This window comes from Mesorhizobium sp. M7A.T.Ca.US.000.02.2.1 (assembly GCF_003996995.1).
Taxonomy (GTDB): Bacteria; Pseudomonadota; Alphaproteobacteria; order Rhizobiales; family Rhizobiaceae; genus Mesorhizobium.
In genome coordinates, this window is the sequence record NZ_RZTT01000297.1 from 1 (window position 1) to 7,642 (window position 7,642).

Sequence of the window (7,642 nt, forward strand, 5' to 3'; positions counted from 1 at the left end):
GGCCGAAGATGCGGCGCTTGGTCAGGCTGCGGGCGAATTCTTCGAGCTCGTCCAGTTTGCCGGCGAGATAGCAGCCGCCGACCAACGCGCCGATCGAGGTGCCGGCGATCATCGACACTTCGATGCCGGCTTCGTCGAGCGCGCGCAGCACGCCGATATGCGCCCAGCCGCGGGCGCAACCGCCACCCAAGGCGAGCGAAATGGCTGTTTTCTTCTGGGAGTTCGTTTCGGACGCGCCGCCTGACGAGGACAGGCCGTTGGCCTCCCTGACATCTGGTCTGTTACGCAATGACGCCCACTCGAGCATCATGATCTCCCTTGTCCCACGGCCACTATACGAGCGGGCCGTATCGAAATGATGAATCTGTGTGGTTGGTGTCAGGCAGAAGGTTCAAGCTGGTGGTTTCCGATACGTGTTTACCGCATCGAACAGCGGCTTGCTGCCGTCGTCGGCAAGCGTCCCCTTGCCATCGATCAGCCCCACCGTCCGATAAAAGCATGAACGCCGGCCAGTGTGACAGGTTGCGTCGTGGCCTAACACTTTGACGCGCAACCATATGGCATCCTGGTCACAATCCGTGAGCATCTCGACGACATGCTGAAAATTGCCTGATGTTTCGCCCTTTTTCCAAAGCACGTTGCGCGAGCGCGACCAGTAGTGGGCGATGCCTGTCTCCAGTGTCAGCGCCAGCGCTTGCGCGTTCATGTGCGCCACCATCAACAGCATGCCGTCCGCGGCATCGGTGACGACGACCGTGACGAGGCCAGCGGCATCGAAGCGTGGTGAAAACACCGCGCCTTCCTCCATGGCCTTCTTGTCTGACGAAGCTTTCGGGAATTCCAATGCCGACATCGCCGGTCCTTATCTAGCGAAGTCGCAGGGCCATTCAGATCCCGCCGCCACGCACCATGGTCACGAAACGAACCTGCTCTTCGGGCGTATCCTTGAAGACGCCGGTGAAGGTCGAGGTCAGCGTGGTTGAACCCTGCTTGCGGATGCCGCGCATGGCCATGCACATGTGCTCGGCCTCGATCATGACGGCGACGCCGCGCGGATTTAGCACGTCCTGGATGACGCCGGCGATCTGCGCCGTCAGCGCCTCCTGGGTCTGCAGGCGGTGGGCGAAGATATCGACGACGCGGGCGATCTTGGACAGGCCGACAACCTTGCCATCCGGCAGATAGCCGACATGCGCCTTGCCGATGATCGGCACCATGTGGTGCTCGCAATGCGAATGGAATGTTATGTCCTTGACGATGACCAGGTCGTCGTAGCCGGCGACCTCCTCGAAGGTGCGGCCGAGCTCGTCCGCCGGGCACATGTCGTAGCCGCCGAACATTTCGCGATAGGCCTTTGCCACCCGCTTCGGCGTGTCGACCAGGCCTTCGCGGTCCGGATTGTCGCCGGTCCAGCGCAAAAGCGTGCGCACGGCGGCTTCGACTTCGGCTTCGCTTGGCCGGTCGGTGACCGGCTTTTCCATATAGGCTGACTGTGGCATGAGCTTCTTGATGACGGCATCCATAAAGGCGTCTCCCGTAGTCCCTCTCGGCGGAGGAACGAGTTGAACGGACCACGACCTTTCGGTGTCGGAAACTCGCCCCGTTTCCAGCCCCGTAAGTGGCGTGAACTTCCCGGCAAGGACATTGGCTTTCGTCGTTCTTGTCGATACCGGACTGCCAGCATTATATAAGGTCATAGCGAGCGAAAGGAAGACACGACAGCGGCAATCGCTGTTCGCTTGGCGGCGACGGATTGGAAAATAATGATAAACGAGGTCTACAACGCGAAAATTCTCGGTTTTGCCGGGAACATTGGCCGCATCGGCCGTCTCGATCATCCTGACGCGACCGCCAAGGCTCACTCCAAGCTATGCGGTTCCACGGTCACCGTCGACCTCAAGATGCAGGACGGCCTGGTTACGGACTTTGCCCATGACGTGAAAGCCTGTGCGCTCGGCCAGGCGTCGTCATCGATCATGGCGCAGCATGTCGTCGGCGCGAGCGCCGAGGAATTGCGCGCGGTGCGCGACACCATGCTGAAGATGCTCAAGGAAAATGGCGCCCCGCCGGACGGTCGCTTTGCGGATCTCAGATATCTGGAGCCGGTGCGCGATTACAAGGCGCGGCACGCTTCGACCATGCTGACTTTCGATGCCGTGGTCGACGCCATCGGCCAGATCGAGAAGAAGCGCGCCGAAGAAGCGGCCTGACCTTGGGGTTTGGCTACCAAAGCCTGGTGTTTGCCGGGAGCCTTGCTGGCTCACTCGCGTTGAGCGGGACCCCGAGCCGGGCAGACGTAGCGGTCGAGCGCGATATCGGCGACTATCTCATGAAGGCAATCCAGCATTGTTGGAACATGCCTGCAAACACCCACAGCATTGCACGCGTCCAGATCAGTCTGAACAAGGACGGGTCACTCGCAGGCCCGCCAAAAATCCTCGGTCCTGTGACGACGCCGCCGGACAAGGTTGCCGAGTCCGCCGTCCGGGCCATCGCACGCTGCGCGCCATTTCCCAGGCTGACATCATATGCTGCCCACTACGATATGTGGCGCGATGTCATGCTCACATTCAACCTGGGAGAAGACTCACCGGGCGAGCTTCCGGCCGCGGATACGCTCGACAAACTCTTCGAAAAATACCGCAAGAAGGCCAAGTAGCGGGCCCGGCCGGAAGGTTCAAGCCTGCGCTTCCAGCACCCGCCTGCTTTCGGCAAATTCGCTTCTGAGCCAGTCGGCGAACGCGGCGGCCGGTTCCGAGAGGTCGCGCAAGTTTCTGGCCACCAGCCAATAGGCGCCGGATGCGACGTCGATGTCGAACGGCTTGACCAGCGCGCCGGATGCGATTTCCCCGCCGATCTGCAAGAGATCGCCCAAGGCCACGCCATGTCCGAGCAAAGCGGCCTGTTTTGAAAGCGACGCATCCGCCAGCATCGGCCCGCGCGCCGGTATGGCGTCGGCGGGCACGCCGGCCGCTTCGAACCAGCGCGCCCAGCCTTGACGGTTTTCCTCGTGCAGAAGCGTGTAGCGGGCAAGATCGATCGGCTTATCGAGGGCTGGCCCAGAAGCAAGCAGCGCCGGCGACAGAACCGGTGAATCGACAGTCGAGGCAAGCCGCTCCGCTTCGCTGCGCGGCCACGCGGTGACATGTGTGCTGAAGCGCAAGGCAAGCTCCGGCTGATCGCTGCGGAACTCGATCAGCCTTGGATCGACTTCGAGGGAGACGTCGATATCGGGCCGCAATTGGCGAAACCGGTTGAGCCGCGGCACCAGCCACACGGATGCAAGCGACGGCTCGACACTGACACGGACTACGGGCTGCGGTGGTGTCGCCACCAGTTCTCCAAGCAAGGTGTCGATGGCGTCGAAACTTCTGACAAGCTGCTCCAGCAGACGTCGGCCGGTGTCGGTCAGCTCGACCCGGCGATGGTGACGTTCGAACAAGGGTTGGCGCAGGAAGGTTTCGAGTTCCCGGATCTGCCGGCTGATCGCCGCCTGCGAGACGAAAAGCTCCTCGGCGGCCCGGCTGAAGCTCAGATGCCGGCCCGCCGCCTCGAAGCTTCTCAATGCCGTCAGCGGCAAGCGTCCGCGCTTCATTCACATAACCCAGGATTATCCGAAGTGGAAATTATACTCGTTTGAAGGCGAAGGCCAGCGGCGGTCTAATCGCATCAAAGGAGACCGACCATGATCCAGTTGCTGAGCATCTTTGGCGATGTCATGCGGATCGCAACGTTTCAATGGCGTGACAGAAGACAGCATGAAAAGCGTTACGAAGAGCCGACCAGTCGTGGCCGGTGGGTGGCTTCGGCTGACTGGCAGCCGTTTCGCCGTTCCGCCCGTGACGACTGAGTGCGCGCAAGGAGTGGGGATTGCGTTCTCCAGTGGAAGCTCACATCTATCGCTTGGGAAACGCGATACGGAGACTGTGGTGCGCGACCAGCATGGGCATGCGCATATCGCCCGGCCGCCGAAACGCGGCCGCAACTGGCCCGGTCCATGGCGCAAGACGCCGGGCCGTCTCCTCGGCACGTCGCTCGTGCGCCTCTATCAGCTGACGCTGTCGGGCTTTGTCGGCAATTCCTGCCGGCATCTGCCGACCTGTTCAGAATATGCCCATGAGGCGATCGCCCGCCATGGCCTGTGGGCCGGCGGTTGGATGGGATTCTTCCGCGTGCTGCGCTGCGGGCCATTCGGCACGCATGGCATCGACCGCGTGCCGGAGGTGCTGGAGGATCGTTATGTCTGGTTCACGCCATGGCGGTACTGGCGGATCGGCAGCAAGCGCGGCGAAGCGCAGGGGTGATCGCGTCGGTCAGGTACCGGCGGCTCTGCCCGTTTACGATCCGGTAGGGTTAACAACAGCCTGCACAAAGACTGCGCATTTGAGACAAAATCGAGACAAGAGACCCCGCTAAGCCGCTCGCGAACCCCCTTCTTGAGCGAGCAGACAAATGCGCAATTTCGACCGTCTTCCCTTCATCTTTGCCGGGATACTGTTCCTGCTCGCCTGGCTGCTGGGATTTCCGTTGCGCGCGCAATCGGCGCCGCTGGGGGACGTGCAGTGCACGGTGATCGCCGATGCGGCGAGCGGCAAGACGCTTTACCAGGACGGGGTGTGCGACCAGCGGTTCAGCCCGGCTTCGACGTTCAAGGTGCCGTTGTCGCTGATCGGCTATGACAGCGGGATCCTTAGCGACGAGCACACGCCGAGCTGGGATTACAAGCCTGAATTCAACGCGGTGAAGCGGGATCAGAAGACCGTCGATCCGGTGGTCTGGGAGCGAGATTCGATCCTGTGGTTTTCCCGGGAAATCACCCGCCGGCTTGGGTCTGAGAGTTTTGCCGGTTATGCCTCGAAATTCGACTACGGCAATGCCGATGTTTCCGGTAATCCCGGCAAGAATGATGGTTTGACCAAGTCCTGGGTGAATTCCTCGCTCAAGATCACGCCGGTCGAGCAGGTCGAATTCCTGCGCAAGCTGCTGGCCCGCAAGCTGCCTGTCTCGGCCAAGGCCTACGACATGACATCAGCCATCATCCCGATCTTCCAGGCCGGGGATTGGACGGTGCAAGGCAAGACCGGCAGCACCAGGCTGCGCAACGACGCCGACAAGGTCCAGGACAAGCGCTCGCTTGGCTGGTTCGTCGGATGGGCGAACAAGGATGGCCGCCAGATCGTCTTTGCGCGGCTTGTCGTCGATGCCAACCGTACCGACATGCCAAAGGGCCTCAAGACCCGGGCTGCGTTCCTGAAGGATTTGCCGCTCCTCATCAAATGAACGCTGACATTTGAGCCGGGCTTTACGGCGGCGGAATCTGTCCATAAAAGACAGCCGCTGCCGGACGCATCCGGCGTTTCCCTATGCATGCCGTAACCCCAAAACCGCCACACACTTTTGGGCGACATGCATTTCAACCACCCGCGCTCGTTTGCGGGACTGGATAGGAGATATATATGCTGAATTCCGTTTCTCTGACATTTCCCGATGGCTCCGTCCGCGAATACGACGCGGCGATGACCGGTGCTGGCCTCGCCGAATCGATCTCGAAATCGCTGGCAAAGAAGGCGGTCGCCTATGCGATCGACGGCACGGTTCGCGATCTCAGCGATCCGCTCGGCAAGTCCGGCAAGGTCGAGATCGTCACCCGCGACGACCCGCGCGCGCTGGAGCTGATCCGCCACGACGCGGCCCATGTGCTGGCGGAAGCCGTGCAGGAGATATGGCCGGGAACGCAGGTGACCATCGGGCCGGTGATCGAGAACGGCTTCTATTACGACTTCGCCCGCAACGAGCCGTTCACGCCCGACGATTTTCCGGTGATCGAGAAGAAGATGCGCGAGATCATCGCGCGCAACAAGCCGTTCACCAGGGAAGTCTGGTCGCGCGACAAGGCAAAAAAAGTGTTTGCCGACAAGGGCGAACGCTACAAGCTGGAGTTGATCGACGCCATTCCCGAGGATCAGGATCTCAAGATCTACGCGCAGGGCGACTGGTTCGACCTCTGCCGTGGCCCGCACATGGCCTCGACCGGGCAGATCGGCAATGCTTTCAAACTGATGAAGGTGGCCGGCGCCTATTGGCGCGGTGATTCGAACAACCCGATGCTGACCCGCATCTACGGCACGGCCTGGGCTGATCAGGCGCAGCTCGAAGCCTACCAGATGATGCTGGAGGAGGCCGAGAAGCGCGACCATAGGAAGATCGGCCGCGAGATGGACCTGTTCCATTTCCAGGAAGAGGGACCGGGCGTCGTCTTCTGGCATGCCAAGGGCTGGAAGATGTTCCAGAACCTGGTCAACTACATGCGCCGCCGCCTCGACGAGCAAGGCTATCAGGAGGTCAACGCGCCGCAGGTTCTCGACAAGAGCCTGTGGGAGACGTCAGGCCACTGGGGCTGGTATCGCGACGCCATGTTCAAGGTGACGGTCGCCGGCGACGACACCGATGACGACCGGGTCTTCGCGTTGAAGCCGATGAACTGTCCGGGCCATGTGCAGATTTTCAAGCATGGGTTGAAGTCATATCGCGATCTACCCGTGAAGCTTGCGGAATTCGGCAATGTGCACCGCTACGAGCCGTCGGGCGCACTGCACGGGCTGATGCGTGTGCGCGGCTTCACGCAAGATGATGCGCACATCTTCTGCACCGAGGAGCAGCTGGCCGCGGAGTGCCTGCGCATCAACGATTTGATCCTGTCGACCTATGCTGATTTCGGTTTTGACGAAATCAGCGTGAAGCTGTCGACGCGGCCCGACAAACGCGTCGGCACCGACGAAGCCTGGGATCATGCCGAGGCGATCATGGGGAGCGTGCTGGAGACGATCAGGACACGGTCCGGCAATCGCATCAAGACCTCCATCAATCCGGGCGAGGGCGCCTTCTACGGACCGAAATTCGAATATGTGCTCAAGGATGCCATCGGCCGCGAATGGCAGTGCGGCACGACGCAGGTCGACTTCAACCTGCCGGAACGGTTCGGCGCCTTCTATATCGGCTCCGATTCCGAGAAGAAGCAGCCTGTGATGGTGCACCGCGCCATCTGCGGCTCGATGGAGCGCTTCCTCGGCATCCTGATCGAGAACTATTCCGGCCATTTCCCGCTGTGGTTCGCGCCGCTGCAGGTGGTGGTGGCGACGATCACGTCTGACGCCGACGGCTATGCGACCGAGGTGGTGGCAAAGCTGAAGGCCGCAGGGCTGTTGGCGGAAGCGGATCTGCGCAACGAGAAGATCAACTACAAGGTCCGCGAGCACAGCCTAGCCAAGGTTCCGGTCATCCTCGTCTGCGGCAAGCGCGAGGCGGAAGAGCAGACCGTCAACATGCGCCGGCTGGGCTCGCGCGACCAGGAATCGCTTGGCCTCGACCAGGCGATCGCGCAACTGACCGAGGAAGCTGTTACACCCGACCGCCGGCGCAAACGCGCGGCTTGATTGGCATGGTTTCGACCAAATGGCGGTGGAGCGATCCACCGCCATTTTCATATCCCTGTCACGCCGACCTTGTAACGAGCTCCTATGCTCAAGCTGAAATTGCGAGAACGGCCCTTTCCCGAGCTTTCCTATGCCAATCCGCGCCAGCCGGCGCTGACGCGCTGGTTCATTCATTCGGTCGAAGGCCTGTCGGGCCGCGACCGCTACAC

Annotated in this window: 10 protein-coding genes and 1 pseudogene; 7 read left to right on the plus strand and 4 right to left on the minus strand. The window is 61.3% G+C overall.

The window, feature by feature from the left end; genetic code table 11:
- The 3 genes from EOD15_RS23935 to folE form a co-directional block, all read right to left on the minus strand.
- On the minus strand, positions 1-307 hold a 307-nt coding region (locus EOD15_RS23935; protein ID WP_185929050.1), incomplete at its 3' end, for a patatin-like phospholipase family protein.
- Between the two features lie 84 nt (positions 308-391).
- Entirely contained in the window at positions 392-853 is a 462-nt protein-coding gene (gene hisI, locus EOD15_RS23940) for a phosphoribosyl-AMP cyclohydrolase (RefSeq protein WP_127321550.1), read from the minus strand.
- Between the two features lie 34 nt (positions 854-887).
- Complete coding sequence (gene folE, locus EOD15_RS23945) at positions 888-1,523, minus strand: GTP cyclohydrolase I FolE (RefSeq protein WP_027036853.1); 636 nt, start codon at positions 1,521-1,523, stop codon at positions 888-890.
- A 240-nt stretch (positions 1,524-1,763) separates the two neighbouring features.
- Between folE and EOD15_RS23950 the strand changes: the two genes are divergently transcribed.
- Both EOD15_RS23950 and EOD15_RS23955 read left to right on the plus strand, forming a co-directional pair.
- A complete protein-coding gene (locus EOD15_RS23950; RefSeq protein ID WP_127267647.1) occupies positions 1,764-2,210 on the plus strand; it encodes an iron-sulfur cluster assembly scaffold protein in 447 nt (148 codons plus the stop codon).
- A gap of 2 nt (positions 2,211-2,212) precedes the next feature.
- On the plus strand, positions 2,213-2,659 hold the full coding sequence (locus tag EOD15_RS23955) for a cell envelope integrity protein TolA (RefSeq protein ID WP_127321549.1): 447 nt from the start codon (positions 2,213-2,215) through the stop codon (positions 2,657-2,659).
- 18 nt (positions 2,660-2,677) lie between these two features.
- On the opposite strand, the gene EOD15_RS23960 is transcribed toward EOD15_RS23955, so the two are convergent.
- Positions 2,678-3,595, minus strand: a complete 918-nt coding sequence (locus EOD15_RS23960; RefSeq protein ID WP_127408888.1) for a LysR substrate-binding domain-containing protein — start codon at positions 3,593-3,595, stop codon at positions 2,678-2,680.
- Between the two features lie 90 nt (positions 3,596-3,685).
- Between EOD15_RS23960 and EOD15_RS23965 the strand changes: the two genes are divergently transcribed.
- The 5 genes and pseudogenes from EOD15_RS23965 to EOD15_RS36940 all read left to right on the plus strand — a co-directional run.
- On the plus strand, positions 3,686-3,850 hold the full coding sequence (locus tag EOD15_RS23965; RefSeq protein ID WP_127322935.1) for a hypothetical protein: 165 nt from the start codon (positions 3,686-3,688) through the stop codon (positions 3,848-3,850).
- Between the two features lie 79 nt (positions 3,851-3,929).
- A complete protein-coding gene (yidD, locus tag EOD15_RS23970) occupies positions 3,930-4,304 on the plus strand; it encodes a membrane protein insertion efficiency factor YidD (RefSeq protein ID WP_127322936.1) in 375 nt (124 codons plus the stop codon).
- A 148-nt stretch (positions 4,305-4,452) separates the two neighbouring features.
- Positions 4,453-5,280 carry a class D beta-lactamase gene (gene blaOXA, locus EOD15_RS23975; protein WP_127322937.1) on the plus strand — a complete coding sequence of 276 codons (828 nt, stop codon included), beginning with the start codon at positions 4,453-4,455 and terminating at the stop codon, positions 5,278-5,280.
- Positions 5,281-5,456: 176 nt separating this feature from the next.
- Entirely contained in the window at positions 5,457-7,433 is a 1,977-nt protein-coding gene (thrS, locus tag EOD15_RS23980; RefSeq protein ID WP_127267642.1) for a threonine--tRNA ligase, read from the plus strand.
- Positions 7,434-7,517: 84 nt separating this feature from the next.
- Positions 7,518-7,642, plus strand: a pseudogene (locus EOD15_RS36940) (glycerol acyltransferase); the annotation flags it as partial.

Excerpts from the sequence above, each read along its gene's own strand:
- folE (WP_027036853.1), bottom strand. The coding sequence starts at position 1,523 with ATGGATGCCGTCATCAAGAAGCTCATGCCACAGTCAGCCTATATGGAA.
- EOD15_RS23965 (WP_127322935.1), top strand. The coding sequence starts at position 3,686 with ATGATCCAGTTGCTGAGCATCTTTGGCGATGTCATGCGGATCGCAACG.
- EOD15_RS23960 (WP_127408888.1), bottom strand. The coding sequence starts at position 3,595 with ATGAAGCGCGGACGCTTGCCGCTGACGGCATTGAGAAGCTTCGAGGCG.
- thrS (WP_127267642.1), top strand. The coding sequence starts at position 5,457 with ATGCTGAATTCCGTTTCTCTGACATTTCCCGATGGCTCCGTCCGCGAA.
- blaOXA (WP_127322937.1), top strand. The coding sequence starts at position 4,453 with ATGCGCAATTTCGACCGTCTTCCCTTCATCTTTGCCGGGATACTGTTC.
- hisI (WP_127321550.1), bottom strand. The coding sequence starts at position 853 with ATGTCGGCATTGGAATTCCCGAAAGCTTCGTCAGACAAGAAGGCCATG.
- EOD15_RS23950 (WP_127267647.1), top strand. The coding sequence starts at position 1,764 with ATGATAAACGAGGTCTACAACGCGAAAATTCTCGGTTTTGCCGGGAAC.